The 24,846-nt window shown below is 69.9% G+C and carries 22 protein-coding genes; 7 read left to right on the top strand and 15 right to left on the bottom strand.

Translation table 11 applies throughout. The features are described from left to right. The 6 genes from AC1RN5_RS02920 to AC1RN5_RS02895 form a co-directional block, all read right to left on the bottom strand. Positions 1–1,044: an endo-1,4-beta-xylanase gene (locus AC1RN5_RS02920; RefSeq protein ID WP_493039767.1), complete on the bottom strand. Its 1,044-nt coding sequence runs from the start codon at positions 1,042–1,044 to the stop codon at positions 1–3. Beyond that, positions 1,041–1,454, bottom strand: a complete 414-nt coding sequence (locus AC1RN5_RS02915) for a flagellar FliJ family protein (RefSeq protein ID WP_493039766.1) — start codon at positions 1,452–1,454, stop codon at positions 1,041–1,043. Before AC1RN5_RS02915 ends, AC1RN5_RS02920 begins: the two co-directional genes overlap by 4 nt. Next, positions 1,451–2,788 carry a flagellar protein export ATPase FliI gene (gene fliI / locus AC1RN5_RS02910; RefSeq protein ID WP_421932688.1) on the bottom strand — a complete coding sequence of 446 codons (1,338 nt, stop codon included), beginning with the start codon at positions 2,786–2,788 and terminating at the stop codon, positions 1,451–1,453. Before fliI ends, AC1RN5_RS02915 begins: the two co-directional genes overlap by 4 nt. A 68-nt stretch (positions 2,789–2,856) precedes the next feature. Then, complete coding sequence (locus AC1RN5_RS02905; RefSeq protein WP_493039765.1) at positions 2,857–3,966, bottom strand: alkaline phosphatase family protein; 1,110 nt, start codon at positions 3,964–3,966, stop codon at positions 2,857–2,859. A 65-nt stretch (positions 3,967–4,031) separates the two neighbouring features. Beyond that, positions 4,032–6,338 (bottom strand): TonB-dependent receptor, encoded by a 2,307-nt coding sequence (locus AC1RN5_RS02900; RefSeq protein ID WP_493039764.1) that lies wholly within the window; start codon positions 6,336–6,338, stop codon positions 4,032–4,034. 162 nt (positions 6,339–6,500) lie between these two features. Beyond that, positions 6,501–6,905, bottom strand: a complete 405-nt coding sequence (locus AC1RN5_RS02895; protein WP_493039763.1) for a hypothetical protein — start codon at positions 6,903–6,905, stop codon at positions 6,501–6,503. Positions 6,906–7,421: 516 nt separating this feature from the next. Here AC1RN5_RS02895 and ctrA point away from each other — a divergent pair. From ctrA to AC1RN5_RS02865, 6 genes are all read left to right on the top strand, one after another. Further along, positions 7,422–8,117: a response regulator transcription factor CtrA gene (gene ctrA / locus AC1RN5_RS02890; RefSeq protein WP_293494050.1), complete on the top strand. Its 696-nt coding sequence runs from the start codon at positions 7,422–7,424 to the stop codon at positions 8,115–8,117. 164 nt (positions 8,118–8,281) lie between these two features. After that, positions 8,282–10,678: a M20/M25/M40 family metallo-hydrolase gene (locus AC1RN5_RS02885; RefSeq protein ID WP_493039762.1), complete on the top strand. Its 2,397-nt coding sequence runs from the start codon at positions 8,282–8,284 to the stop codon at positions 10,676–10,678. A gap of 23 nt (positions 10,679–10,701) precedes the next feature. Continuing rightward, positions 10,702–11,052 (top strand): arsenate reductase (glutaredoxin), encoded by a 351-nt coding sequence (gene arsC / locus AC1RN5_RS02880; RefSeq protein WP_493039761.1) that lies wholly within the window; start codon positions 10,702–10,704, stop codon positions 11,050–11,052. A gap of 234 nt (positions 11,053–11,286) precedes the next feature. After that, positions 11,287–12,672: a peptidoglycan DD-metalloendopeptidase family protein gene (locus tag AC1RN5_RS02875; protein ID WP_421932694.1), complete on the top strand. Its 1,386-nt coding sequence runs from the start codon at positions 11,287–11,289 to the stop codon at positions 12,670–12,672. A gap of 59 nt (positions 12,673–12,731) precedes the next feature. Then, positions 12,732–13,964, top strand: coding sequence for a TetR/AcrR family transcriptional regulator (locus tag AC1RN5_RS02870; RefSeq protein ID WP_493039760.1), 1,233 nt, complete (start codon positions 12,732–12,734; stop codon positions 13,962–13,964). 106 nt (positions 13,965–14,070) lie between these two features. Beyond that, entirely contained in the window at positions 14,071–15,600 is a 1,530-nt protein-coding gene (locus AC1RN5_RS02865) for a carboxylesterase/lipase family protein (RefSeq protein ID WP_493039759.1), read from the top strand. Here the strand turns inward: AC1RN5_RS02865 and AC1RN5_RS02860 are convergent. The 7 genes from AC1RN5_RS02860 to AC1RN5_RS02830 all read right to left on the bottom strand — a co-directional run bounded on the left by AC1RN5_RS02860 (position 15,597) and on the right by AC1RN5_RS02830 (position 22,082). After that, positions 15,597–15,740, bottom strand: coding sequence for a hypothetical protein (locus AC1RN5_RS02860; RefSeq protein ID WP_493039758.1), 144 nt, complete (start codon positions 15,738–15,740; stop codon positions 15,597–15,599). The two genes, AC1RN5_RS02865 and AC1RN5_RS02860, sit on opposite strands and share 4 nt — an antisense overlap. 165 nt (positions 15,741–15,905) lie before the next feature. Further along, the gene (locus tag AC1RN5_RS02855) at positions 15,906–16,988 is read right to left on the bottom strand and encodes a Zn-dependent alcohol dehydrogenase (RefSeq protein ID WP_421932698.1); all 1,083 of its coding nucleotides are present in this window, start codon (positions 16,986–16,988) and stop codon (positions 15,906–15,908) included. A gap of 171 nt (positions 16,989–17,159) precedes the next feature. Beyond that, a complete protein-coding gene (locus AC1RN5_RS02850) occupies positions 17,160–17,657 on the bottom strand; it encodes a hypothetical protein (protein ID WP_493039757.1) in 498 nt (165 codons plus the stop codon). 63 nt (positions 17,658–17,720) lie between these two features. Next, the gene (locus AC1RN5_RS02845; RefSeq protein ID WP_493039756.1) at positions 17,721–18,647 is read right to left on the bottom strand and encodes an alpha/beta fold hydrolase; all 927 of its coding nucleotides are present in this window, start codon (positions 18,645–18,647) and stop codon (positions 17,721–17,723) included. Positions 18,648–18,712: 65 nt separating this feature from the next. Continuing rightward, positions 18,713–20,338 carry a long-chain fatty acid--CoA ligase gene (locus AC1RN5_RS02840; RefSeq protein ID WP_493039755.1) on the bottom strand — a complete coding sequence of 542 codons (1,626 nt, stop codon included), beginning with the start codon at positions 20,336–20,338 and terminating at the stop codon, positions 18,713–18,715. A gap of 35 nt (positions 20,339–20,373) precedes the next feature. Further along, positions 20,374–20,829: a VOC family protein gene (locus AC1RN5_RS02835; RefSeq protein WP_493039754.1), complete on the bottom strand. Its 456-nt coding sequence runs from the start codon at positions 20,827–20,829 to the stop codon at positions 20,374–20,376. Beyond that, the gene (locus AC1RN5_RS02830; RefSeq protein WP_493039753.1) at positions 20,829–22,082 is read right to left on the bottom strand and encodes an NADH:flavin oxidoreductase/NADH oxidase family protein; all 1,254 of its coding nucleotides are present in this window, start codon (positions 22,080–22,082) and stop codon (positions 20,829–20,831) included. The genes AC1RN5_RS02835 and AC1RN5_RS02830 overlap by 1 nt, the downstream gene beginning before the upstream one ends. 112 nt (positions 22,083–22,194) lie before the next feature. Here AC1RN5_RS02830 and AC1RN5_RS02825 point away from each other — a divergent pair, with 112 nt between their 5' ends. Then, positions 22,195–23,082 carry a LysR family transcriptional regulator gene (locus AC1RN5_RS02825; RefSeq protein ID WP_493039752.1) on the top strand — a complete coding sequence of 296 codons (888 nt, stop codon included), beginning with the start codon at positions 22,195–22,197 and terminating at the stop codon, positions 23,080–23,082. A 107-nt stretch (positions 23,083–23,189) separates the two neighbouring features. Here the strand turns inward: AC1RN5_RS02825 and AC1RN5_RS02820 are convergent, their stop codons facing one another. Continuing rightward, on the bottom strand, positions 23,190–23,993 hold the full coding sequence (locus tag AC1RN5_RS02820) for an FkbM family methyltransferase (RefSeq protein ID WP_493039751.1): 804 nt from the start codon (positions 23,991–23,993) through the stop codon (positions 23,190–23,192). Positions 23,994–24,019: 26 nt separating this feature from the next. Further along, positions 24,020–24,766 (bottom strand): bifunctional 2-polyprenyl-6-hydroxyphenol methylase/3-demethylubiquinol 3-O-methyltransferase UbiG, encoded by a 747-nt coding sequence (gene ubiG / locus AC1RN5_RS02815; protein ID WP_493039750.1) that lies wholly within the window; start codon positions 24,764–24,766, stop codon positions 24,020–24,022. Positions 24,767–24,846 lie beyond the last annotated feature (80 nt).

The raw sequence follows: 24,846 nt of genomic DNA, 5'->3' as shown, positions 1-24,846 counted from the left end.
TCAGCCCAACCCCTGCACCCAGGCCGCCGCGGCGGCCTTCGGACGGCCATTCACGTCGAACAACAGGGGCGCGTCCGACGCGTCCTCCCGCTTGCGCCACGACTCCCGGTCGCGCAGCCCCCACATGGTGAAGGCGAACTGCTGGCGGGCCGGCAGGGCGGAATAGGCCTCGGCGGCCTCGCGGTAGAGGTCGGCCTGGCGGGTCAGGCGATCGGCGCGGCTGCCACCCTCCTGCAGGGAGACGTCCATCTCCGAGATGTGGATCGGCAGGCCCAGGGAGGCGAGGTCGGCGATGGCCGCCTTGATCAGCCCCTTCTGGTCGCCGGCGGCCAGGTGGGTCTGGGTGCCCAGGCCCCCCAGCGGGGCGCCCGCCTTCAGCAGGGTCTCGGCCAACTTCAGGAAGGCCCGGCGCTTTTCGGGATGGGTCTCGAGGAAGAAGTCGTTGAGGAACAGCACAGCGTCGGGGTCGGCTTCCCGGGCGTGCTGGAAGGCCAGGACGATGTGTTCGAGCTTGCCGAGCTTCCGGGCCCAGAGGCTGTCGCGGATGCCGCCGCCATCGTCCTCGACGGTCTCGTTGACCACGTCCCAGCCCACGGCCTGGCCGCGATAGCGGCCCACCACGGCGAGGATGTAGTTGCGATAGGCGTCGGCGAACCGCACCCGGCTCTCGTCGAGATTGGCGAAGGCCCCCGGCGGCTGGTCGTACCAGACCAGGGTATGGCCGAAGAGGCGCAGGCCGTGCGTCCTGGCGAAGGCGGCGATCTGGTCTGGGCCGTCGAAGCGGAAGGAGCCGTCCGGCTGGCAGATGTACTCCATCTTCATCTCCCACTCCGGCGTGAGCTGGGACACCTGCTCCACCACCAGGCGGGCCAGTTCGGGATCCTGCAGGTGAACCGCCTGGATGCAGGCGCCCACCGGGAAGCGGGCGACGGACTTCAGGGGCGGCAGGCTGATGGGGGCAGGCTGGGCGTCGGCCCGGCGGTTGCAGGCGCCGAGCGCCAGGGCCGAACCGACGAAGGCGCGCCGGTGAAGCCCGGGGCTCATCGGGCGCCCGCCGCGCGCCTCAGGCCCAGTTCGTCGAGGGCGGCGGTCTCCTGGCGGGCGACCTCCTTGCGGCGGGTCAGCGCGATGCCCTCGGCCACCAGCTCGTATTTCTTCTGCTCCTCGAAGGCCAGCGACAGGGCGTCGCGGGCTCCGGCCTCCTCGACGGCGATCAGCTTGATCTCCTCGTGAACGGCGGCCTTGCGCATGCGCAGCCCCTCCAGGAATCCCACCTGGTACCAGCCGTTCTCGGCGTCGGCGCGGGCCCGCAGGGACTCCGCCTCCCCCTCGGCCTCCAGCATGACCAGTTTCATCTCCGCGGCCATCCGCCGGTCGGAGATCTCGCCCAGGCGCTTTTGCAGGATCTCGACCTCGTAGGTCGAAAGCTTGATCAGACTGTCGGCCCAACTCACGCGGCTTCACCCATCAATATCTGCGCCAGGAGGTCGAAGCTTTCGTCGAGGCTCGTGGCCTCGTCCTTGTCCTGGCCAAGGAAGGCTTCCAGTTGCGGATTGAGCGCGATGGCCCGGTCGACCGCGGGGTCGGCGCCGGTGCGGTAGGCGCCGATGCGGATCAGCTCCTCCATGTTGGCGTAGGCCGACAGCGTCTGGCGGGCGTTGGTGACGATCTGCCGTTCGTGCGGCAGCTGGCAGCCGGGCATGGTGCGGCTGATGGACTTCAGCACGTTGATGGCCGGGAAGCGGCCGCGCTCGGCGATGGCGCGCTCCATGACGATGTGGCCGTCGAGGATGCCGCGCACGGCGTCGGCGATGGGCTCGTTGTGGTCGTCACCGTCCACCAGCACGGTGAAGATGCCGGTGATCGGCCCCGCCGTGGTGCCGTCCGGACGCACCGGCCCGGGCCCGGCCCGCTCCAGCAGCTTGGGCAGCTCGGTGAAGACGGTGGGGGTGTAGCCCTTGGTGGTGGGGGGCTCGCCGGCGGCCAGGCCGATCTCGCGCTGGGCCATGGCGAAGCGGGTGACGCTGTCCATCATGCACAGGACCTCGAGATCCTGGTCGCGGAGGAACTCGGCGATGGCCAGGGTCATATAGGCGGCCTGGCGGCGCTTGAGGGCCGGCTCGTCGGAGGTGGCCACCACGACGATGGCGCGCTTGAGGCCCTCCTCGCCCAGGGTCTCCTCGATGAATTCGCGGACCTCACGGCCCCGCTCGCCGATCAGCCCCACCACGACGGCGTCGCAGTCGGCCTCCTTGGCCAGCATGGAGAGCAGCACCGACTTGCCGACGCCGGAGCCGGCGAACACGCCCAGGCGCTGGCCGCGGCAGCAGGTGGTGAAGACGTTCATGGACCGGACCCCGAGGTCCAGCCGCTCGCCCACCCGGCCCCGCGCATGGGCGGCGGGGGGGGCGGCGCGCAGGGGATAGCCGACGGGGCCCTGGGGCAGGGGTCCGAGGCCGTCGATGGGCTCGCCGAAGGCGTCGATGACCCGGCCGAGCCAGGCGCGGGTGGGGCGCACAGCCGAACCCATGGGATCGATGCGGATCTCGGCCCCCGGGGCCACGCCCTCGACGGGGCCGAAGGGCATCAGCAGGGCGCGGGTCTCGCGGAAGCCCACGACCTCGGCCTGCAGGGGTTTGTCGGCCCGGCGCTCGATCTCGGCCCGAGCTCCCACCGACAGCCGCGTCAGCCCGCCACGGGCCTCGATCAGCAGGCCGTTCACTGCCGCGACGCGGCCGCAGACGGTCAGCGGATCGATCCGCTCGACGGCGGCGACGAGGTTACGCAAGGGGTCACTCCGGAGCGCGGTTCAGCCCCGCCAGAATCCGCCCTGCGGCCTTAACTTCGGATGAAGATTCAAGGCTGCGACACCCTGCCCCCGGCCTTGAAGATCGGCAGGGGCGGGCCGGCCGCGGGGTCGAAGGCTTTCCAGTCCAGGCCGAGCGCCTGGAGCCCCGTGGCGGCCACCTGGTTGGCGCCCGCGCAGGCCTTGGACGGGGCCGTCTGGGGCGCGATGCCGGGGCCGATGGCGGCGATCCAGGTTTGGTCGGAACCGGGCCAGGCGGGCTTGCCGTGGCTCTTCCAGGCGATCGTGCGCTCGTCGGTCCCGCGGCCGTGGTCGGTGGTGACGATCAGGGTGGTCTTGCCGGCATAGGCCGGGTCGGCCTGCAGGGCGGCCCAGAGCTCGCCGAGGAAGTCGTCGGTGCGGCGGGCGGCGATCAGGGTCTGGTCGTAGAGGCCCTCATGGGCGAAGTCGTCGGTCTCGCCGTAGGAGACGAACAGCACCCGGGGCTTGTCGTGCTTCAGGGTCTCCAGGGCGTAGCCGTGGGTGAAGAGGTCGAACCGCACCCCGGCCCAGCGGCGCGGGGTCTGGGCCTGCAGGCGGGCCAGGGTCGCCTCCATGGGCGTGCGCGAGGCCGGGGTCGCCCAGCCGGCGTTGACCGGCAGCTTGCTGCGGGCGGCCGCCAGGATGTCGTCGAAGACGTTCCAGGACGCCACGGCGCGGACCTTGCCGCGGAATTCGGGACGCCCGTTCAGCCACTCCAGGACGGTGAGGTTCCTGTTGAGGCCGTGCTCGTTGGAGGTGATGGCCGGGTCGGGCCGGCCGGTGAGGATCTCGTTGTAGCCGGGATAGGAGAACCACATGTCGTTGGTCACCGCCGCGCAGCCCCCGTGGTCGCGGTCCCCGAGCAGGACGCCCTGCCGGGCCACCACGTCGTGCAGGAAGGGGGTCAGGGCGCGGGGGCGGTCTGGAACCTCGACGAACCGCGCCTTCAGGGCGGCCGGATTCTCGACGAAGGTCTTGTCGGCGGCGCGGACCGGATCGGCGCCGCGGAACACCTCCTGCCAGCTCAGCCCGTCCACGGTCACCAGGACCAGGCGGCGATCGGGATCCCTGGCCAGGGCGGGGCCGGCGGCGGCGAGCGCCAGGGCGAAGGCCGCGATCAGCAGGCGTCGCAGGGTCATGGGGCGCTCCCGGAGTTCGAAAAGAGGAGCCGGGCGCGGCGGCCCGGCTCCAGTTCGGGGATAGACTAGAAGGTCTTGCGGACCGTGACGAAGACCTGCCGCGGCGCGCCGGCGAGCAGGGTCTGGCTGTCGCCGCGGATGGCGAAGCCGTTGGAGTCGATGGTGGAGATATAGGCCTCGTCGAACAGGTTGCTGACGTTGAGCTGCAGCTCCAGGCCCTCCAGCATCGGGGAGCCGGAGAACCGGTAGCCCAGGGTCAGTTCGGCCAGGGTCTGGGAGGGAACGCCGCGGTCGTTCTCGTAGGTGAAGAAGCGCTCGCTCAGATAGGACAGGCCGAACTTCCCGAACAGCGATCCGTTGTCGTAGTTCAGCTCGGCCTTGAAGAGGTTCTCCGGCGTGTCCACCGTGGTCTTGCCGGCGGTGCGGGCGACGATGACGCCGTTGCCGTCGCGGGTGTCCTCGTCATAGGTCGAGTCGTTGTAGGCGTAGGAGGCGAACAGCGACCAGTCGGGGGCGAAGTTCCAGTCCCCGGCGGCCTCGAAGCCCTTGGCCGTGACCCCGCCGACATTGGACAGCACCGCCGGGTTGCCCTGGATGCCCGAGCCCACGGCTACCCCGAACAGCCGGTTCTTGAACTGCACGTGGTAGAGGGCGATCACCCCCTGGAAGTCCGGGGTCTTGTAGCGCCAGCCGGCCTCGAAGGTCTGCGACAGCTCCGGCTTCAGCTTGTCCTTGATGGCGTTGAAGCCGGCCTGGGTGGTGGAGAACGGGCCCGACGTGCCCGAGCTGGCGAAGGCCCGCATGTTCTCCGAATAGCCGAGGAAGACCTGGCTGTCGGGGGTCAGGTCGTAGCGGACGCCGATCTGCGGCAGGAAGTTCTCCTCGGCCTTGATCGTCCCGGTCTTGTTGGCGCCCACCACGGTGGTGGCCTCGTTCTCCACCGACAGCGACTTGAAGCCGAAGTTCACCGCCAGGGCGTCGCTGATCGACCAGGTGTCGGAGAGGTAGAACTTCCGGGTGGTGGTCTTGAAATCGTACTCCCAGTCGGTGCGGAAGGCGCCCGACTGCATCTCCAGCATGTCCCGCGAGAACGAGGCGCGGTTCAGGGCGTAGAAGCGCCGGGCCTGGGTGAAGTCGTTGTCCTCGTACCAGAAGCCACCCTCGATCTCGTGGGCGCCGAGGGTCAGGGTGGCGCCGGCCACCAGGCCGCGACGGTTGATGTCGTACTCGGTGGTGCGGATCGAGAGCGGCGAGTCATTGGTGGTGGCCCCGGCGACGCCATAGTTGGGCGAGGGGACGTAGGGCGTGACCCACAGGCCCTGGCCCTCGTTGGTGTGGCCGTAGGCGGTGGCCTTGACCCGCAGGGCCTCGGTGATCGGCATGTCCAGGGTCACGGCGCCGATCAGGTCGTCGCGCAGGCCCGAGGCGTCGTAATAGGCGTCGTCGGGGCTGACGATCTTGCCCGGATAGACGGTCCCGTAGGCGGGGAACCTCGGGGTGACCCCCGTGTCGCCGCGGTTGTTGCCGATCTCGGCCACCTGGATGGCGCCGGCATAGTTGGGGGCGAAGTTGTCCCAGCTCAGGCCCAGGCGGCTGATCATCTCCAGGGACAGGTCCTGGTAGTCGTTCTCCTGGCGGGTCGACCAGTTGACCCAGCCGGTGAGGGAGCCTTCGCCGATCGGCTGGACCGCCTTGAAGTTGACCTGGGTCTGGCGCTGCTCGCCGTCGCCCTTCCACTTGCCGGCGGTGTTGTAGGAGTAGCTCAGATAGCCCCGCGCGCCGGTGGCCAGCTCGCCGCTGTCGAGGCGGACGAAGCCGCGATAGGTGTCGTTGGAGCCGGCGGTGGCCGCGGCCAGGACCGCGAACTCGGCCGAGGGATCGCGGGAGCGGAATTGCAGCGAGCCCCCCAGGTCGCTCACCGAGGCGACCCCCAGGGCGCCCGCGCCCTGGGCCAGGGTCGCCTGGCCGACGTTCTCGCCGGCGATGGCGCGGGAGATGTGCAGGCCGTTGTGGTTGCCGTAGGTCATGTCCCCCAGCGGCACGTCGTCCAGGGTGAAGCCCAGGCGGTTGCGGTCGAAGCCGCGGATGGAGATGCGCGAGGACCACTCATAGGCGCCGAAGGGGTCGGCCGACTGCAGGTTCACATTGGGCAGCTTCTCGACCATCTTGAGCGGGCTGGCGCCGGCCACCTCCAGCTGGAGATCCGAGCCATCGACGGTCTGGACCTGCCGGGCCTCGCCGCGGCCAAAGACGACAAGCTCCTCCACCGCGCCCGTTTCCACCGCATCGGCGGCGGCCTCGGCGGCCATGGCGTTCGTCCAGCCGAAGAGAATGACGCCCAGCGCGGCGCCGGCGAGAAGATGACGTTTCATGGTTGCCCCCAGTCGGTCGGGACCGCCCTTTGCGGTTCCGGCGTGGTGGGGTAGCAGCGCTTCTTAACGGCCAAGCTTCAGGAGCGTGACGTTCCGCCCACAGCTCCGTGACAGGACGGGCGGGGAAGCACGGCGGCCGCGCTAGCGCGGCCGCCCAACGGGTCAGCCGGCCCGGCGCAGGCCGGCGGCGATGCGCGCGGCGGCCTTGGGGTAGCGCGCGGCGAGCCTGGCGGTGTTGAAGGGATGGCGGGCGGCGGCCTTGATCAGGGCCGGGCGGGCGGCGCGAACCAGGATGGGCCGCGCGGTGCGGACGATGGCGCCGCGGCCGGCGATGGCGGCGATGCCGCCGATCACCAGGCCGCCGAGGGCCAGGGTCAGGATCGGATGCTTGCGGATCTGCTCGCGCAGGGTGGGCTTGGCGGCGGGGGCGACCCCGGCCAGGGGATCGCCGGTGACCGCGTCGTTGGCCGCGGCGCCCTGCAGGACGCCGGCGCTCACCTCGAGGGGCTCATTGAGCACGGGGGCCAGGGCGAGGGCGTCGTTGGCGGACTTGGACGGCGTGGGCATGGGAATGTCCTTCAAGGGGTTCGCCCGTGCAAACTCTCCAGGCCCTCGCCCGTTCCGTCGGCGAGGGGCCCGCGCCCTCCCGAACGAGCTCCTTCTTAAGGATGCGTCGTTCGGACGCGGCGGCGGCCGAAGGCCCGGTCGCCGCCCGACTTCGCCCGCCCGCCACAGGCTGGCGCCCCAGCGCCCGGACGACCATGTGAGACCTCACAGCGGACTCAAACCGTTGAACGGACTCAGGCTTCCCGCCGTCCCGACCGGCCGGGGGCCGATCAGGCCGGATTGGGGCGGCGCGCGCGAAGCAGGCCCAGGCCTGTCCAATCACAAAAGATTCAACAGCGCCGCGACTCGCGGTTCCGAGGCCGCGCTTGCTGGTGATTCCGAAATCGAGTTAACGATTCGGTCAGAGGCCTTTCACTATTAACCGGTCTTAAATTAACTCGCTGGCAAGCTAGCCGTGAGGGACGACGTGGATTCCGAAGAATCCAATCTTAGGCGCGGGCGGTTCAGGAGAATTTTATGCGCGTACTGTTGATCGAGGACGACAGCGCCACCGCGCAGAGCATCGAGTTGATGCTCAAGTCGGAAGGCTTCAACGTCTATACGACGGACCTCGGTGAAGAGGGCGTGGATCTGGGCAAGATCTACGACTACGACCTGATCCTTCTGGACCTCAACCTGCCCGACATGAGCGGCATGGACGTGCTGCGCACGCTGCGGGTCGGCAAGATCAACACCCCGATCATGATCCTGTCGGGCTCGGCCGAGATCGACACCAAGGTCAAGACGTTCGGCGCCGGCGGCGACGACTACATGACCAAGCCCTTCCACAAGGACGAACTGGTGGCGCGCATCCACGCCGTGGTCCGCCGCTCCAAGGGCCACGCCCAATCGGTCATCAAGACCGGCGACATCACCGTCAACCTCGACGCCAAGACCGTCGAAGTGAACTCCAGCCGCGTCCACCTGACCGGCAAGGAATACCAGATGCTGGAGCTGCTCTCGCTCCGCAAGGGCACGACGCTCACCAAGGAAATGTTCCTCAACCACCTCTATGGCGGCATGGACGAGCCCGAGCTGAAGATCATCGACGTGTTCATCTGCAAGCTGCGCAAGAAGCTGGCCGCGGCCGCCGACGGCAAGCACCACATCGAAACCGTCTGGGGCCGCGGCTACGTGCTGCGCGACCCCCAAGAGAGCGCCGTCGCGGCCTAATCAGAACAACGCCGCCAGGCCTTTCACGTCCAGGAATTCGGCAGAGCGCCCGCCCTCGCGGCGGGCGTTTCTGTGTGGGCGCCACCCTGGGTCCCCGCTTTGGGTTTGGCCTGGACCACCTCTGCCGTTAACCTCCCCCGGCCTGACCGCTGGGGAGCGTGACCTTGAGAAAAGATGTCGTCCTGGCCGCCGCGTTCGTGGCCGCCCTGATCGTGGCCGTGTGGGCGGGCATGACCCCGCGGCCCCTGGGCCCCGACGCCCCGGCCGGGGCCTTCTCCGCCGGCCGGGCCATGGTCGACGACCGGGTGATCGCCAGGACGCCCCACCCCGTGGGCTCGCCGGCCAATTTCGCGGTCCGCAACCACCTGGTCCAGCGCATGACCGCCCTCGGCCTCGGCCCCCAGGTGCAGCGGGCCGACGCCTTCGAGCAGATTCCGGGCAAGGAGCCCCTGGTGCTGGGCGGGGTGGTGGAGAATGTCGTCGGCGTCCTGCCGGGCGCCGACCGGTCCGCCCCGGCGCTCGCCCTGATGGCCCACTATGACAGCGTGCCCGGCTCTCCCGGCGCGGCCGACGACGCCGCCGGGGTCTCCGCGGCCCTGGAGGTGATCCGCGCCATCAAGACCCAGGGAACGCCGGCCCGCGACGTGGTCCTGGTGCTCACCGACGGCGAGGAGGCGGGCCTGCTGGGCGCCACGGCCTTCTTCCAGTCCCATCCCCTGCCCCCCCACGTCGGCTTCGTCATCAACATGGAGTCCCGCGGCGGCGGCGGCCGGGCCAACATGTTCGAGACCGCGCCGGAGAACGGCGCCGTGGTGGAGATGTTCCGCGCGGCCTCCCCCTCCCCGGCCTCCAGTTCGCTGATCGTCTATCTCTACAAGCAGCTCCCCAACGACACCGACTTCACCGTGCCGCGCAAGGCCGGGGTCCCCGGGCTGAACTACGCCTTCATCGCCCGGCAGTTCGACTATCACTCCCCGGTCTCCACGCCGGAGAACCTCAGCCAGGGCAGCCTGCAGCACCTGGGCGACGAGGTCCTTGCCACCGCCCGCGCGGTCGCCTTCGCCAAGACCCTGCCGGCCAAGGCGCCGGACGCCGTCTACGCCAACACCTTCGGCGGCCACCTGCTGACCTATCCGACCCTGGTGGGCTGGGCGGTGCTGGCGGGGATCGCCGCCCTGATGGCGCTGGCGGTCTGGCGCGCCCGGCGGGCCGACGCCTTCGTCCTGGCCGACGTGGCCAAGGGGTTGGGGGCCGCCCTCTATCTGATCCTGACCAGCGCCGTCCTGTTCATGCTGTCGCGCTGGGCCACCGGCGCGGGCTTCGGCTTCTACGAGCAGCAGCCCCTGCTGGCCCAGGCCGGCCTGTGGGAGGCGGCCCTGCTGCTGGTGGGAATCGGCGCCATCCTGTTCGCCGCCGCCAGCGTCGGGCGCGGGCGCATGCGCCTGGGCGCCGCGGGCCTGGCCCTGCTGGCCGGGGCGCTCTGCACCGCCCTGTCCGGCTGGAACCTGATCGGCCTGGGCCTGGGGGGCGCGGCGGCCATCATCGCGCTGCTGGCCTTCGGACGCCCCGCCGGGGTGGCCGGAACCTGGACCGGCGTCCTGGGCCTGGCCTTCGCCGCCGCCCTGGCCCTGCAGGTCGCAGCCCCCACGGCGGCCTTCCTGATCGCCTGGCCGCTCGCCTTCGCCGCCCTGGCCGGGGCGGTGAGCGCCCTGGGGACCTGGCGGCCCGCGGCGGTCACGGCGGGGGTGGGTCTGCTGGCGGCCCTGGCCCTGCAATGGGTGCTGGTCTTCGCCCACGGGGTGTTCGTCGGCATCGACCGGGTGGAGGTCCAGGCCCTGTTCGCCTGGCTCGCCGCCCTGCTGGTCTGGCCCCTGATCCAGGCCGAGCCCGAGGAGACGCGGCCGCGCACCGTGGCCCTGGTGGTCCTGCTCCTGGGGTTCCTGACCGTGGGCCTGGTGCGGGTCCTGCCGCCCTGGAGCGCGCGTCACCCCCAACCCAGCATCCTGGCCTATGTGGTGGACGGCGCCACCGGCCAGGCCAAGCGCTTCAGCCTGGCGCCGAACCCGCCGGAATGGACCCGCGGCGTGCTACGGGCCGACGGCGGCCATATCGTCAAGGACGACCCGCCCGTGGGCTGGCGGACCGAGACCGCCCAGTCGGCCTGGGCCAAGCCGGTGACCCCGGTTCCGCCCTCGGTGGCCCTCGAGCGGCTGATCGACGGCTCTCTGCAGGTCAGGATCATCCCTCCCGCCGGCGCGCGGACCGTCGCCCTGGACCTGCGCCCCACCGGCCGCCTCACCGACGCCACCGTCAATGGCCGCCCAGCGAAGATCCTGGCCGAGCCCGGCCAGTGGACCCGCGTCCGCTGGCAGGCGGCGCCCGAGGGCGTGGCCGTCGGCTTCCGCGCCAAGGGCCCCGGCGTCATCGACACCCGCTACGCCGCGGTGACCGAGGCCTGGCCGAAGGACGCCCGCCCCCTGCCCGCCCGGCCGCCCAAGGTCTCGGCCAACAACATCTCGGGCGCGACCATCGTCACCGGCGAGCAGAGGTTCACCTGGTGAGATCGGGCCGCTAAAAGGGGCCCATGAGCGACATCACCATCTATCACAACCCCGCCTGCGGCACCTCGCGCAACACCCTGGCCCTGCTGCGGGAAAAGGGCGTGGAGCCCAAGGTCGTGGAGTATCTGAAGGAGGGCTGGACCCGGGATCAGCTGGCGGCCCTCACCAAGGCCATGGGGGTGGGCGCCCACGAGATCCTGCGAGTGCGCGGCACCCGTGCCGACGAGCTGGGCCTGAGCGATCCGGCGGCCTCCGACGAGGCCCTGTTCGCCGCGATGATCCTCGACCCGATCCTGGTGAATCGGCCTATTGTGGTCACCCCGAAGGGCGCGGCCCTGTGCCGTCCCGCGGAGTTGGTTCTGGGTCTTCTGTAAGTCGGAGGGGCCGATAAGCAAACGCGATGCGAGGGCGACGATTTCTCGCCGCATTCTCATAAGATGACCTCTGCCCGTGACAATACGACCGGTCCACACGGTCCTCATTCACGGTTAACCAGCGCAGGGCAGAATGATGCGGCCTGCGTTTTGCTGGCTTATCTGCCAGATGCGCCATTTTGAAGCTAGCTTAAGGCCAAGCTAGGCTAGAGCGTCGTTAGTAACGGGGGCACGATGCACGAGTTCGATCCGCGACGGCCGACCCTTCGTATCGCCCCCCGCCTGCTGGTGGGCGTGGCGGGCTTCGCCGCCCTGGCCCTGGGCTGGAAGCTCACGGCCGCCGAGGCCACCGCCCCGACCCCGCCGCCCCTCGATCCCGCCGCCATCGCCGCCCTGCAACACACCGCCTTCACCCAGGCCGAGGCCCAGCCGGGTTTCGCGCGCCCTGAGAACATCGCCGTCAAGATCCAGCCCGGCGAGACCTTCGAGGACGCCGTCCTGCGCGCCGGCGTCGCCCCCGACGAGGCCCGCCAGGCCGTCCAGACCCTGGGCGAGGCCATGGACACCGTCCACATCAAGGCCGGCATGGCCTTCGACGCCGCCGTCGCCCGGCCCCGCGGCCAGCGCGGCCCGGCCCGGCTGATCGGCCTGTCCCTGCGCACCGGCCCCGCCACCGCCGTCACCGTCTCGCGCACCTTCGACGGCGCCCTGCGCCTGCGGGAGATGGAAGAGAAGATCCGCGACGAGACCACCGTCGCCCAGGGCGCCATCACCGGTTCGCTCTACGAGAGCGCCTCGCGCCTGGGGGCCACCTCCTCGATCACCGCCCAGATGGTGAAGCTGTTCTCCCACAAGATCGACTTCGACCGCGACATCAAGCCGGGCGACAAGTTCGAGCTGGTCTTCGACCGCAAGGTCACCGAGAGCGGCCGCACCGTGGAGACCGGCGACCTCGAATACGCCGAGATCAAGGGCATCCGCTTCTACCGCTTCGTCATGCCCGGCGGCGATGTCGAGTACCTCGACGACGCGGGCAAGAACATCAAGGGCTTCCTGCTGCGCACCCCGGTGGACGGCGCGCGGATGACCTCCACCTTCGGCATGCGCCGCCACCCGATCCTCGGCTTCAATCGCATGCACCAGGGCATCGACTTCGGCGCCGGCATGGGCACCCCCGTCCTGGCCGCCGGCGACGGCGTGGTGGTCGAGGCCCGGCGCTGGGGCGGCTATGGCAACTGGCTGCGCATCCGGCACTCCAACGGCTGGGAGACCGGCTACGGACACCTGTCGCGCTACGCCAAGGGGCTGAAACCCGGCATGCACGTGCGCCAGGGCCAGCTGGTGGCCTATGTGGGCTCCACCGGCGCGTCCACCGGCCCGCACCTGCACTACGAGACCTGGCTGAAGGGCGCGCGGGTCAATCCGATCGGGGTGAAGGTGCCCACCGGCACGGTCCTGGCCGGCGCCCAACTGGCCGCCTTCCGCGCCAAGAAGGCCCACATCGACCACCTGGTGAACAGCGGCGAGGCCGCCGAGGTCGCCAGGGACGACAAGAGCGAAACCCGCAAGCTGGCCGCGGCGGACACAGACCCGATCAAGGTCGCGGGCCTGCGTCGCTAGGCGGGCGACCGGCAAAGCTCTAAGCTCAGACCTAAGGTCCTGTCGGAGCAGAGGATTCCATGCCGCAAGCCGTCGCCCCGCCAAAGGCCCGCGCCCGCTACGCCGCCAAGCGCGAGGCGATCATGGCCGCGGCCACGGAGGTCTTCAACGACCGCGGGGTCTCGGGCTTCACCCTGGCCGCCGTGGCCAAGCGGATGGACCTGCACCCGGTCAGCCTGACCTACTATTTCAAGCGCAAGGAAGACCTGGCCGCCGCGGTCCTGCGCGACACCATCGCGCGCTACGACCTGATGCTGGACGAGGCCTATCTGGAGACCGAGCCGCCCGCCCGTCTGCGCCGGTTCGTGGAGGCCTATTTCGAGGTGCGCCGGCGGATCGCCCTGGGCGAGGCCCCGCCGCTCGCCCCCTTCAGTGAGATCAGCTTGATCGAGGGCGACCAGCAGCAGCCGCTGATGGAGGCCTTCCGCGAGCTCTATGTCCGCATCGGCCGCTTCGCCAAGACGCCCGACATGCCGTGGATGACCCGGGCCCGGCGCACGGCCCTGGCCCGCCTGATCATCGACCAGCTCGGCTGGGCCGACGCCTGGCTGGAGTCCTATGAGCCCAGCGACTATCCCCGCGTCGCCGCCCGCATCGCCGACCTGATGCTGGACGGCATCGCCGGCCGCGATCAACCCTGGCCCGACCTGCCGCTCCTGACCCTGGGCTCGCCCGTGGCGCAGAACGACGAGGTGACCCGCGAGCGCTTCCTGATCGCCGCCACCAACCTGATCAACCGCGAGGGCTATCGCGGCGCCTCCGTGGACAAGATCTCGGCCCAGCTCAACGTCACCAAGGGCTCGTTCTACCACCACAACACCGACAAGGATGAGCTGGCCGCAGCCTGTTTCGAGCGCACCTTCGACCTGATCGACGAGGCCAAGCGCCGGGCCGCCGAGGCCCCGGACGGCTGGCGCCGCATCTGGCTGGCGGTCTGTTCCCTGATCCTGCACCAGGCTTCCGGCGAGGCCGGCCGCATGCTGCGCCACTACGCCATGGCCGCGGCGCCCCCCGCCTCGCGCCGCCGCCTGCGGCTGCGCTTCCAGCAGATCGCCCACGCCTTCGCCGGCCAGATCAGCGACGGGATCGCCGACGGCACCCTGCGCCCGGTGGACCCCCTGCTGGCCGCCCAGATGCTGATGGTGGCCTTCAACGGCGCCAATTCCATGGACCCCCGCCACCATCCCGGCTCCACGGATCGGGTGATGGAGGACTATGCCCGGCCGGTCCTCATGGGTGTCTTCATCCCCTGACTGTGATTGCCATCGGCGCGCTTCCGGGCGCAGACTGATCTCCAAGACGAACAGCCTCACGTCCGTACCGCGGGCAAGAATGGGGCGGCCGGATGGAGGAATGACGATGGCCGACGACCTGGCGCGCGCGCCGCTCACCCGAACCGCGGTGGTCTCCACCAGCAATGGCCCGGTGCGAGGCTATGTCGAGGACGTGCTGCAGGTGTTCAAGGGCCTGCGCTACGGGGCGCCGCCCACGGGCGAGCATCGCTTCAAGCCGCCGCGCCGGCCGGCGCCCTGGACCGAGGCCGCCGAGGCTGTCAGCTATGGCGCCCCGGCCATCCAGTCGGGCATGGCGCCGGGCGAGCGCGGCTCCTCGGCCGGCGATCCCCCGGCCCCGGACGAACCGGCCTCCTCGGAGGACTGTCTGTTCCTCAATGTCTGGACCCCGGGCCTCGACCAGGCCAGGCGGCCGGTGATGGTCTGGCTGCATGGCGGCGGCTTCGCCAACGGCTCGGGCGGGGCGGCCATGTACGACGGCGGCGCCCTGGCGCGGAAGGGCGACGTGGTGACGGTCACCGTCAACCACCGCCTCAACGTCTTCGGCTACCTGCACCTGGGGGAGGCCTTCGGCCCCGATTACGCCCAGTCCGGGGTCGCCGGCATGCTGGACATCGTCCAGGTGCTGGAATGGGTGCGCGACAATATCGAGGCCTTCGGCGGCGATCCGGCCAATGTCACCATCTTCGGTGAGAGCGGCGGCGGCTGGAAGGTCTCCCTGCTGATGGGCATGCCCGGCGCCAAGGGCCTGTTCCACAAGGCCATCGTCCAGTCCGGCCCCGGCCTGCGCGGCGCGGCCGAGGCCGATGCGGCCAAGACCGCCCAGGCCCTGCTGGACGCCCTGGAGGTGAAGGACGCCGCGGCCCTGGCGGCCCTGCCCACCGAGGTGATCAGCCGGGCCAGCGTCAAGGTCCCCGGGGACCGCATGCGCAACTTCAGCCCCGTGGTGGACGGCGTCGCCCTGCCCCGCGATCCCTTCGTCCCCGACGCGCCGGTCCTAAGCGCCGACGTCCCGGTGATGATCGGCACCAACAAGGACGAGAGCACCCTGTTCATGATCGGTGACCCGAAGTTCGGGGAGCTGACAGAGGAGGACCTGGCCAAGCGCGCCAAGGCCGCCGCCGGCGACAAGGCCGACGCCCTGGTGGCCGAGCTGCGCAAGGTCCACCCCGACTATTCGCCGACCTACCTGGCCAGCGCCGCCCAGACCGCCACGGGGATGTGGTTGGGCTCCATCACCCTGGCCGAACGCAAGGCCGCCCAGCAGGCCGCGCCCGCCTACATGTACATGCTGACCTGGGAGACGCCGGTGTCGCGGGGGCGGCTCAAATGCCCCCACGCCCTGGAGATCCCGCTGGTGTTCGACAATGTCGAGCGCGCCCGCAACTTCGTGGGCCGCGGCGACGAGCCCCAGGCGGTGGCCGACCAGATGTCCAGCGCCTGGCTGGCCTTCGCCCGCACGGGCAGCCCCAATGGGCCGGATCTGCCGGCCTGGCCCGCCTATGACGTCAAGACCCGGTCCACCATGATCTTCGATGTGGAGAGCAAGGTCGTCCAGGACCCGAATCCCGGCGTCCGCAAGGTGCTGCAGGCCTAGTCCTCGTCCTCGTCGCTGGGGAGGGAGTCCAGGATTCGACGGATCAGGGCCGCCTCCGCCAGGATCGGCGGCGGCTCGCCGAACCGCATGCGCCAGATGCTGGTCAGACGCGTCAGCTCGGGGTCGGTCTCGTCAGCCATGGGGAGAGCTCCGGAGGGGGACGCCGACTCAAACACCCGTCCCCCGCGTCGGTTTCGCCCGCCGACATTTTATTTGTGGAATACAACTATTTAACCCTAACGCGGCCACGAAAAAGGCCCTCCCGCGCGGGAGGGCCTCTGACGTTCCGGTCAATCCGACGGGGTTCAGTCGAAGATGATCACCGAGCGGGCCAGCTCGCCGCGCTTCATGTCGGCGAAGCCTTCATTGACCTGCTCCAGCTTGATGCGCTGGGAGATCATCTGGTCGAGCTTGAGCTTGCCGTTCATGTAGAAGTCCACCAGACGCGGCATGTCGACCGGGAAGCGGTTGGAGCCCATCATCGAGCCCTGCAGCTTCTTCTCGCCCAGGAAGGCCGCGCCCATCAGGGTGATGCTCTGACCGACCGGGATCATGCCGATGATGTTGGCGGTGCCGCCGCGGCGCAGCATGTTGAAGGCCTGCTCGGCGGTCTTCGACAGGCCGATGGCCTCGAAGGAATGGTGCACGCCGCCCTTGGTCATTTCGAGCACTTCCTTGACCGCGTCGGTCTGGGAGGCGTCGATGAAGTCGGTGGCGCCGAACTCCATGGCCAGGTTGCCCTTGGAGGCCACCATGTCGATGGCGATGATGCGGCCGGCGCCGGCGATGGCCGCGCCGTTGATGGCCGAGAGGCCCACGCCGCCGCAGCCGATGACGGCCACGGTCTCGCCGGGACGGACGCCCGAGGTGTGGATCGCCGCGCCGACGCCGGTCATCACCGAGCAGCCGATGAGGGCGGCGCGGTCCAGCGGCATGTCCTTGCGGATCGCCACGCAGGCATGCTCGTGGATCAGCATGTGTTCGGCGAAGGACGACAGGTTCAAGAACTGGATCATCGGCCCGGCCGGGGTGGTCAGGCGGGGCTCCTCATCGGCGCCGCGCTTGGTCTCGGGCGAGACGCAGAGCGAGAGGTGGCCGGTGAGGCACTGGTCGCAGTGGCCGCAATAGGCCGACAGGCAGGTGATGACGTGGTCGCCCACCTTCACCGTGCGGACCTCCGAGCCCACCTGCTCGACGACGCCGGCGCTCTCATGGCCCAGCACCGCCGGCAGCGGGTGGGGATAGGAGCCTTCCATGAAGTGCAGATCGGAGTGGCACAGGCCGGCGGCCTTGGTGCGGATGAGGACCTCGTGCGGGCCCGGCTTGTTGATCTGGACGTCTTCGATTTGAAGCGGCTTGCCCACTTCGCGCAGCACGGCGGCTTTCATCCTGGCGTTCCCCGAACAGCGCCCGTCTAAGCGGGCGGATTATCGAAGTCCGGGTATGCCCGAGACTTCCGAGAGGCGAACCTTATCGCCGTTCAGATGTCGCGCGCCAAGGGAAATTGGCGAGGTTGCGGGTCCGGGCGCCGAGGCCCGAACCCGCGGGACGTCGTTCGTTTACTTCTGGCCCCAGATGGAGGCCTTGGTCTGGGTGGAGACCAGGTTGCCGCCGCTCAGGGAGAGGCTGGCCGCCGGAAGGGTGGCTGTCTTCCCCGAGGCGCTGAGGGTGACCATGGTCTCGGCGCTGGTCTTGCCCTTGGTCACCTTGGAGATGGTGCCGATGGGCGCGCCGGTGGAGTCGGTGACCGGCGCCCCGACGGTCAGGTCGGCGGCGGTGGCCGCGGTGTTGGTGGCCGTCCCGGTGGCCGCGCCCAGGCTGGCGGACCCGGTGGCGGAGGTGGTCGCCGAGGTCGCGGGCGGGTTCACCGCGCCGGTGTCGACCGGCGGCGTGGCGGCCGGGAGGTTGGTCTGGACGCCCATGGCCGACCCCGCCGTCGCGCCCGCGGCCGGGGTGCTGACGCCAGCCTTCACGCCGGCGGTTCCGGCGACCTGCGCCATGGCCGGAACAGCGATCAGGGTGGCCGCCGCGGCGGCGAGAAGCAGTTTGGTGTTCATGTCGGTCGTCTCCTTGAGAGCCCCGCCGCCCCCTCAAACCCACGACAACCGTAGCTTGTTCCCTCAGGCGTGGAGAGACGCCGGCTTCGAGAGACCCAGACGCCTGGGCCAGCCCGCGGGCCATTTCGGCCAGCGCAGGCGCAATTCCCAACGCGGCGGGATGCAACCCTCCAGGGTGGCCAGCAGGTCCTCAGCGGGTCCGTCGTTCAGGAAATGGTTGGCGCCGGCCACCCGCTCGAACCGCATCGGCCGCCGCGTGCGGGTCTCGGCCACCAGCTTCTCGGCCAGCTCGATGGGGGCGAAGTCGTCCTGGTCGCCGTGCACGACGTGGACCGGGACCTTCAGGTTGCGCAGGGCCGTATGCATACCGTGCAGCTGGTCGGGCTGGTTGGTGACCTCCAGGACGGCGTGGCGCACGTCGCGAGGAATGATCTTCAGCATCCTGGCCCCGACCTTGAGCAGCCACTCGGCCGTCGGCCCGGGCTGGCCGTAATAGCCCGAGAGCAGCACCAGGCCCGCCACCTTGCCGGGATTGGAGGCCGCCATCAGGGTGGCGATGGCCGCGCCGTAGGACTGGCCCACCAGCAGGATCTTCTGACCGGGCCGCGCCTGCAGCAGGGGGCTCAGCGCCAGGGCCTGCTGGCGGATGTCGCCGACATATTCCACGGGTTCGGAGCCGGCGTAGCCGGGCCGGTCGACCACCACCATCTCGCGGTCCTGCGGCAGGGCGGCGATGGCCGGCGCCCAGTACTCCGCCCAGGAGGGGGCGCCGGTCACCACGACGATCTTCCAGGGGGCGGGCTTGGCGCGCGGGCTCTCGATGGCCGACAGCTTCCAGCCCAGGTCACCGCCGGCGCTGAAGGTCGTGCGGCGGACCACGTGATCGGGATAGTCGTCGGAGACCGGCACGTGCTCGGTGCGACCCCAGGCCGCCGACTCCGCCACCGCCCACGTAATTTCAAGCACACCCTTGGGCCGTCTGCGCGCCACGTGTCGAACTCCGCCAGGTCTTGGAATATTACCTGGGGCTTGAACGCGCGATCACAAGGCCGGTTCTAACTGGACGGGCCGGCGGCGGTGATTTGCTCGCGCAGCTCGCGCTTGAGCACCTTTCCGGTCGGTCCGATGGGCAGGGCCTCGACGATCCGCACCTCGTCCGGGGTCCACCACTTGGCGACCCGGGCGGCGACATGGGCCTTCAACACCTCCGGATCGGCGGTCTGGCCGGGCCGCAGGGTGACCAGCAGCAGGGGCCGCTCATCCCACTTGGGGTGCGGCACCCCGATGGCCGCCGCCATCGCCACGGCCGGGTGGGAGGACACGGCGTCCTCAAGGTCCAGGGTGGAGATCCACTCCCCGCCCGACTTGATGACGTCCTTGGCCCGGTCGGTGAGCCGCAGGTAGCCCTCGGCGTCGATCGTGGCGATGTCGCCGGTGTCGAACCAGCCATCGTCGGTGAAGGCCTGGGCCCCCTCGTTCTTGAAATAGGCCGAGGACACCCACGGCCCGCGCACCTGCAGGGCGCCGGGACTGGCGCCGTCGCGGGGTTGCAGGGTCCCGTCGTCGGCGACAATGCGCATCTCCACGCCCCAGAGGCCGCGGCCCTGCTTCAGCTTGCGGGCCACGCTGATGGCGGGATCCTCGCCGGCGTGGGTCGGCAGGGGGGTGTTGATCACCCCCATGGGGCTGGTCTCGGTCATCCCCCAGATCTGGCGCACCGTGGCGCCCATCTGGTCCTCGATGCGCCCGATCAGGGCCGCCGTCGGCGCCGAGCCCCCGACCGCCACGGTCCGCACGCTGGTGAGCTTCTGGTGGGTCTGGTCCAGGTGGTCGAGGACGCCGACCCAGATGGTGGGCACCCCCAGCAGGAAGGTGGCCTTCTCGGCCACCGCCAGCTCGCAGATCGAGGGGCCGTCCAGGTGGCGGCCGGGCAGGATCAGCTTGGCCCCCACCAGGGGCGCCCCATAGGGCGTGCACCAGGCGTTGGCGTGATACATCTGGGCGCAGGGCAGGACGGCGTCGCGGGCGCCCAGGTCGAAGGCGTCGGGCTGCACCATGGCCATGGCGTGCAGCACGGTGGCCCGGTGCGAATAGAGCACCCCCTTCGGATTGCCCGTGGTGCCGGAGGTGTAGCAAAGGCCCGAGGCGGTCCGCTCGTCCAGCTCCGGCCAGGTGAAGTCCGGCGTCTGGGCGGCGATCAGCTCCTCATAGACCAGGGTCCCGGGCGGCGACTCCTTGGGCAGGTGCTCGCGATCGGTCAGGGCCACGAAGGTCTTCACCAGGGGCAGCTTGGCCGCCAGCTCCCCCACCAGTTCGCCGAAGCTGATGTCGAACAGCAGCAGGCTGTCCTCGGCATGGTTGGCCACCCAGGCCACCTGGTCGGGATGCAGGCGGGGATTGATGGTGTGCAGAACCGCGCCGATGCCGCTGACGGCGTAGTAGAGCTCGAAGTGGCGGTGGGTGCTCCAGGCGAGGGTCGCGACCCGGTCGCCACGCTTGACGCCCAGCGCGGTCAGGGCCTTGGCCATCCGCTTGGCGCGGGCCAGGGCGTCGGCATAGGTGTAGCGGTGGATCGGCCCCTCGACGGTGCGTGTCACCACCTCCCGGTCGCCATGATAGGCCGCCGCATATTCCAGGATGGACGGCAGGCTGAGCGCCCGGTCCATCATCAAGGCCAGCATCGCTGTCCCCTCCCCGATATCTTCTTGGGCCGGTTCTAGGACGGCCCATGGGGGTGCGCCAGGGGGGACTCGGCGTTGGCTTCCGTGGCCGGGTAGTTCAGCTCCACCGTCACGCCGTCGGGATCGCGCAGGAAGACCTGGCGCAGCCCGAGATCCGGCGCCGTTCGCTCCACATAGTCAATCCCGTGGCGCGCGCACCGTCGCTGCTGGCCGGGCCAGTCAGCCGCCAGAAAGGCGATGTGGTCAAGGGCGCCGGTCCCGACCTGGGGAATGGCGCCGTCGCCGAGATAGGCCTGCAGTCCCTCGCCGGCGCCGATCAGGTGGACGACGCCGAACTGGGACTCATCCTCGCCAGCGTAGAGCCAGAGGCCGGGAAAGCCAAAGCCGGGACGAGAACCGACCCGCAGACCCAGAACCTCGACATAGAACCGGCGGGACGCTTCGAGGTCGGCGGCCCGCACTGCATAGTGAGCCAGCCTCACGCCGCCCATCAGGCCGCCTTCCGCTCTCGGTGGTCCAGGAGCGCCGCCAGGACCTGGGCCTCTCGCGCGCGGAAGATGGTCGTAGCCTCCTCGCCACCGAGGGTGAGGTCCGGCGCCAAGCCATCGCCCAGCCGTTCGAGCTGGGTGTTGTTCCAGCCCAACAGGTGGAAGAGGTTGATCCCGGTCTCCGGCGTCACCGCCCTCTCGATCTCCCCCGAAAGCAGGCGCGTCGCGGTCAGAGGATCGGCGATGAACGGCCGGCCGATCCCCACCACATCCAGCTCGCCAGCCTCCAGGGCGGCGGTCATGCCCGCAGTTCCGCGAAAGCCGCCGGTGACCATGACCGGCATGGTGGCGACCGCGCGCACCGCCCCGGCGAAGGCGACGAAATAGGCCTCACGGGCGACGGTGCTCGGTGGACGGAAGTCCTCCCCCTCGTCCTTCACCGAGACGCCAACTTGCTTTGGCTGCTCCAACGAGCCCCCCGAGAGCTCCAGCAGGTCGAGGGATGTGTCGTTGAGCCAAGCCGTCAGTTGCAGACAGTCGGCGCTGGTGAAGCCGCCCTTCTGGAAGTCCGAGGCGTTGAGTTTGACGCCGATGGGGAAGCCCGGACCCACAGCGGCGCGAACCGCGGCGAGGGTCTCCAGCAGCAGGCGGGCCCGGTTCTCCAACGGGCCGCCCCAGCGATCGGTGCGGCGGTTGGCCAGTGGGCTGAGGAACTGGGAGAACAGATAGCCGTGGGCGGCGTGGAGCTGGACCCCTGTGAAGCCCGCGGCCTTGGCCAGCCTGGCCGAGACCGCGAACTGACCGATGGCGTGACCGATCTCCGCCTCTGTCATCGCCCGCGGGACGGCGAAGGACAGGCCCGTGCCGCGGATCAGATCGATCTCGACGCTGGAGGGCGCCAGGGGTTGGGCGTTGATGGCGCTCTCCACCTGGCGGCCGGTGTGACCGAGCTGGGCCCAGAAATGTGCGCCGTCGGAGGTCGCCGCGGCCGTTGTCCTACGCAGCTCGGCAAGGCCGCTCTCGTCTTCCAGTACGACATTGCCCGGCCGTTCCAGATGCCAGCGATCGACCTGGATGTTGCCGGAGAGCAGGAGGCCCGCACCGGAGGTAGCCCAGGTCCGATAGAGCCTTTCCAAGCGCGGGGTCGCGTGGTTGGCGGCGTCGGCCATCCCCTCGCTCATCGCCGCCTTGGCGATACGGTTGGGCAAGACCGCGCCGCCCGGCAGGGTCAGAGGCGTCGAGAGAGGCGTCGTCATTGGAGCTGTCCTGACTGGCGGCGAGCGCCGCGGTTCGGGAGCAGAGCTAGACTCTTGCCCAATCCAAGAGAATTGGCGCATTAGTCGACACATTCATGCATGTAAGTTGATAATGCTCGGCGACCTCAACGAACTGAGAACCTTCCAGCGCATCCTGGCCCTCGGCAGCCTATCGGCGGCCGCGCGGGATCTCGGCGTTGGCCTGGCGGTGGTGAGTAAGCGCCTGGCCACTTTGGAACGGCGCGCGGGCGTACGGCTGGTCAACCGCACGACGCGAAGCCTGTCACCGACCGACGAGGGCCTGGGTCTGCTGGTTCACGTCGAGCGAATGCTGGAAGAGCTGGACGCCGCCGAGGCCCGGCTGGCCGGCAATCGGAAAGGCCCCCAGGGCCTGCTTCGGGTCAGCGCGCCCATCTCCTTCGGGCGTATCCATTTGGCGCCCGTCGCGGCGCAACTCATCGACCAGCACCCGCAGCTCGACATCGATCTGAAGCTCAGCGACCGCATCGTCGACCTGGTGGACGAGCGGATCGACATCGCCGTGCGCATCGGCCCGCCACAGGACAGCGCCGCGGTGATGCGCAGGCTGGCGGACAATCACCGCATCCTGGTGGCCGCGCCGGAATACCTGACACGCCGTGGTCGGCCCGGGACGCCGGAAGATATCGAGGGGCATACCTGGGTACGCTACGGGGAGGGCGGAGATCCGATCCGGCTGGAGGGCCCTGGCGGCGCGGCGGTCGAGCTGCCAGCCCGAGGGCGCCTGCGCTCGGACAATGGCGACGCCGTCCACGACTGGGCCGTCGCCGGCCACGGGATCATGCTGAAGTCCAGCATAGACGTCGCGGACGACCTTCGGGCCGGACGGCTGGAGCGGGTGCTACCCGACTGGCGCAGCGCCCCGGCCCCCGTCTACGCCCTGATGCCGTCCACCCGTCATCTGGCCACCAAGACCCGCGTGTTTCTGGAGGCGGTGGCTCGCCGCCTCGCCATCCCCTAGTCCAGCCGTCCGGCATAGCCGAAGATCACTCCGCTCAGCTGGTGGGCCACCAGGACCCGGAAGCGGCAGACGGCGTCGACCAGGACGACGCGGCGGCCCACCGGCCTCTAGGCCGCCATTCGCGCCTTGAAGACGCCGTCGGGAAGCTTGGGGGCTCGGCTGGGGTGGACGAAGAAGTAGTCCTTCCAGGGCAGGTTCGGCACCACGGTGGTGCGCTCCTCCAGCCGGTCGCCGTTCAGGGCGAACATGCGGTAGCCGCGGGAACGGAACATCTCCACCACGCCCTCGGCGGTGCCGCCGAAGCGGGCCTCCAGCATGGCCGGGTGGATTTCGAGCAGCACGTGGGGCCGGTCGCGGTCGATGATGCCGAGCGCGCCGTTCAGCGCCTTCTGCTCGGCCCCCTCGATGTCCATGCGGATGAAGTCCACCCGATTGATCCCGTGCGCCTGGCAATAGCCGTCGAGGGTCACCACCGGGGTGGGCTGCAATTCGACGCCGACATCCTCGAGGTCGGGGCGGACCTTGCCCTCGGGGGGCGCGTCGGAGACGAAGGCGTAGGCGCGGCCCATGCGGCCGGAGGTCTTCTTCGGCGTCACCAGCAGCATCTCGCCTGGGGTGTCGGACACCGCCGCGTGGATCGGGGTCACCTGACGGGAGATGCCGTGCCAGGCCAGGCAGTGCTTCAGCACCTCGAAGGTGAAGGCCGAGGGCTCGAAGGCATAGATGCGCGCGTCAGGCGCCACCTGGGTCATGACATAGGAATGGCGCCCGTCGCTGGCGCCGACGTGCAGGCAGACCGGCGCCCCCGACAGCAGGTCGGCCAGGTACGGCGTCTCCGGCTCGTGCTTCGCCCACTTCATATTGCGCCGCCAAGCGCGGAAAGCGTGGCCGAGCACGCGGATCGAGGCCATGAGGACTTCCTTTGAACGTGCCGTCTTTACGACGCGTCGCGCGTGACCGTCATCATGTAGTTGATGTCGCAGTCCGAAGACCGGCACCAACGGCCGTTGAGCGGATCGAAGCTCACCCCGAAGGGACCCTGGACCCGCAGGGCCTCGTCCTTGAGGAAGGTTCGGAGTTCGTCGGGCTTGAGGAACTTGGTCCAGTCGTGGGTGCCGGCGGGCAGCCAGCGCAGGACGTATTCGGCCCCCACCTTGGCCAGGGCGAAGGCTTTGAGCGTGCGGTTGAGGGTGGCCACGATCATCAGGCCGCCGGGCGCCAGCAGGCGCGAGCAGCTGCGCAGGAACTCGCCCGGGTCGGCGACGTGCTCGATGACCTCCATGTTGAGGATCAGGTCGTAGGGACCCGCCCCCTCGGCCTCCAGCCCCTCGGCGGTGCCGGCGCGATAGTCGATGGCCAGGCCCTGCTCGGCGGCGTGGGCCCTGGCGGTGCCGATATTGCGCTCCGAGGCGTCGACCCCGGTGACGGAAAAGCCCAGGCGCGCCATCGGCTCGCTCAGCAGGCCGCCGCCGCAGCCGATGTCCAGCAGCTTGAGCCCCTCGAAGGGCCTGCGCGCCTGGCTGTCGCGGCCGAACCGGATCAGGGCCTGCTCGCGGATGAAGGCCAGGCGAACCGGATTGAACTTGTGCAGGGGCGCGAACTTGCCCCGCGGATCCCACCATTCGGCGGCGATGCGGGAGAAGCGCTCGACGTCCGCGGGGTCGATGCTGGAAGCGACGGTCATGGGCCCCTTCTACGCGCCATCGGCGCCAAGGCGAAGCCCGGCGTTGCCCCGCGGCCCCAGCGTCGCTAGAACGCGGCCCT

Source organism: Phenylobacterium sp. GW821-FHT12F10 (assembly GCF_058806695.1).
Note: the sequence above shows the minus strand (reverse complement) of the source record. Positions and strands in the feature narration are given on the sequence as shown.

What these genes read in the sequence shown, in the direction of transcription:
- AC1RN5_RS02855 (WP_421932698.1), bottom strand. Translation starts at nt 16,988, where the DNA reads ATGAAAGCCGCCGTGCTGCGCGAAGTGGGCAAGCCGCTTCAAATCGAA.
- AC1RN5_RS02870 (WP_493039760.1), top strand. Translation starts at nt 12,732, where the DNA reads ATGCCGCAAGCCGTCGCCCCGCCAAAGGCCCGCGCCCGCTACGCCGCC.
- AC1RN5_RS02895 (WP_493039763.1), bottom strand. Translation starts at nt 6,905, where the DNA reads ATGCCCACGCCGTCCAAGTCCGCCAACGACGCCCTCGCCCTGGCCCCC.
- AC1RN5_RS02840 (WP_493039755.1), bottom strand. Translation starts at nt 20,338, where the DNA reads ATGCTGGCCTTGATGATGGACCGGGCGCTCAGCCTGCCGTCCATCCTG.
- AC1RN5_RS02835 (WP_493039754.1), bottom strand. Translation starts at nt 20,829, where the DNA reads ATGGGCGGCGTGAGGCTGGCTCACTATGCAGTGCGGGCCGCCGACCTC.
- AC1RN5_RS02825 (WP_493039752.1), top strand. Translation starts at nt 22,195, where the DNA reads ATGCTCGGCGACCTCAACGAACTGAGAACCTTCCAGCGCATCCTGGCC.
- AC1RN5_RS02905 (WP_493039765.1), bottom strand. Translation starts at nt 3,966, where the DNA reads ATGACCCTGCGACGCCTGCTGATCGCGGCCTTCGCCCTGGCGCTCGCC.
- AC1RN5_RS02860 (WP_493039758.1), bottom strand. Translation starts at nt 15,740, where the DNA reads ATGGCTGACGAGACCGACCCCGAGCTGACGCGTCTGACCAGCATCTGG.
- ctrA (WP_293494050.1), top strand. Translation starts at nt 7,422, where the DNA reads ATGCGCGTACTGTTGATCGAGGACGACAGCGCCACCGCGCAGAGCATC.
- AC1RN5_RS02830 (WP_493039753.1), bottom strand. Translation starts at nt 22,082, where the DNA reads ATGACGACGCCTCTCTCGACGCCTCTGACCCTGCCGGGCGGCGCGGTC.
- AC1RN5_RS02820 (WP_493039751.1), bottom strand. Translation starts at nt 23,993, where the DNA reads ATGGCCTCGATCCGCGTGCTCGGCCACGCTTTCCGCGCTTGGCGGCGC.
- AC1RN5_RS02865 (WP_493039759.1), top strand. Translation starts at nt 14,071, where the DNA reads ATGGCCGACGACCTGGCGCGCGCGCCGCTCACCCGAACCGCGGTGGTC.
- AC1RN5_RS02920 (WP_493039767.1), bottom strand. Translation starts at nt 1,044, where the DNA reads ATGAGCCCCGGGCTTCACCGGCGCGCCTTCGTCGGTTCGGCCCTGGCG.
- AC1RN5_RS02850 (WP_493039757.1), bottom strand. Translation starts at nt 17,657, where the DNA reads ATGAACACCAAACTGCTTCTCGCCGCCGCGGCGGCCACCCTGATCGCT.
- arsC (WP_493039761.1), top strand. Translation starts at nt 10,702, where the DNA reads ATGAGCGACATCACCATCTATCACAACCCCGCCTGCGGCACCTCGCGC.
- AC1RN5_RS02875 (WP_421932694.1), top strand. Translation starts at nt 11,287, where the DNA reads ATGCACGAGTTCGATCCGCGACGGCCGACCCTTCGTATCGCCCCCCGC.
- AC1RN5_RS02900 (WP_493039764.1), bottom strand. Translation starts at nt 6,338, where the DNA reads ATGAAACGTCATCTTCTCGCCGGCGCCGCGCTGGGCGTCATTCTCTTC.
- ubiG (WP_493039750.1), bottom strand. Translation starts at nt 24,766, where the DNA reads ATGACCGTCGCTTCCAGCATCGACCCCGCGGACGTCGAGCGCTTCTCC.